This window comes from Pseudoalteromonas sp. RB2-MNA-CIBAN-0110 (assembly GCF_040309305.1).
Classification (GTDB): domain Bacteria; phylum Pseudomonadota; class Gammaproteobacteria; order Enterobacterales; family Alteromonadaceae; genus Pseudoalteromonas; species Pseudoalteromonas arctica.
Genome location: NZ_JBEOOQ010000273.1, coordinates 1 through 247 on the forward strand (window position 1 = coordinate 1; position 247 = coordinate 247).

The window sequence follows — 247 nt, forward strand, 5'->3', positions numbered from 1 at the left end:
CTTTCATACTTACGCTTAGTGGGTAACCGCCAAGATGATGCGGCATTTGAGCGTGTTATTAATACGCCCGCCCGCGGCATTGGCGATAAAACATTAAGCCATATACGTGACTGCGCTCGCGCTGAATCCTTGCCGCTTTGGTATGCTGCTAAAGCCATTGTAGAGCAACAGCATTTATCGGGTCGCGCTTCTGGAGCTGTTGCCAAGTTTGTTGAGTTAATTGAACATATTGAAGATAAGATTAGTG

1 protein-coding gene is annotated in these 247 nt (G+C 46.6%); it reads left to right on the plus strand.

Going from position 1 to position 247, the window contains the following annotated elements; genetic code table 11:
- The coding region (locus AAEY68_RS21465; protein WP_350586874.1) for a 3'-5' exonuclease at positions 1-247 on the plus strand (247 nt) is incomplete at both ends.